The following is a 656-nucleotide window of genomic DNA, read 5'->3' on the forward strand; positions in this document are numbered from 1 at the left end:
CCTCATCAGCAACAACGACCCCACCAACTGCGCCAACACCGTCGAGGACTGCTTCAACTGACCGAACCACCACATAACCGGGGAGCCCTCCCCGCGCCACGGCGCGAGGAGGGCTCCCGCCCCGGAGGGCCCTACTGGCCGTGGTGTCCCCCGCCGGGGCGTCCGGACCGCACTGCGCCCGCCCATCCCACCCGCACCCTTATGCGGGTTTTTTTCGTGTATGACCACGAGGCGAAGAAGGTTCTCATACGGTCATCTTCAGCAGCTACAACCGATTTGTAGCGAAGGCCGCCTCGCCAGGGCGAAGCGACCTTGTCAGGTACAAGGAGAGGGCAGAGAGCTCCGATGTCCAACTACCTTCGCAATAACGATGACGCCACCAGCAAGACCATCTCCCCGCTCCGGCGTCGCCGGATGTGGCTCGCCACCGGCGTCGTGGGCCTGACCGGAGCGGTCAGCCTCGCCGGTGTGGCCTACGCGACCACCGGGGCCACCGGCCCGCACCGGCTCGCCGACGTCAAGTGGTCGACCACGCAGCAGCTCAGCGACGGCGACCACGGCGACAAGGGCGAGTACGGCCGGGACGGGTACGACAAGGACGGCAAGGACCGTGGCCAGGAAGGCCGCGACCGCGGCGAGTGGGGCAAGGACGGCAA

1 pseudogene is annotated in these 656 nt (G+C 67.5%); it reads left to right on the plus strand.

Annotated features, from left to right (window positions below):
- Positions 1-345: 345 nt before the first annotated feature.
- Positions 346-656 (plus strand): annotated as a pseudogene (locus tag V6U82_RS31520) (hypothetical protein); the annotation flags it as partial.

This window comes from Micromonospora sp. CPCC 205554, from assembly GCF_036902745.1.
Taxonomy (GTDB): Bacteria; Actinomycetota; Actinomycetes; order Mycobacteriales; family Micromonosporaceae; genus Micromonospora; species Micromonospora tulbaghiae.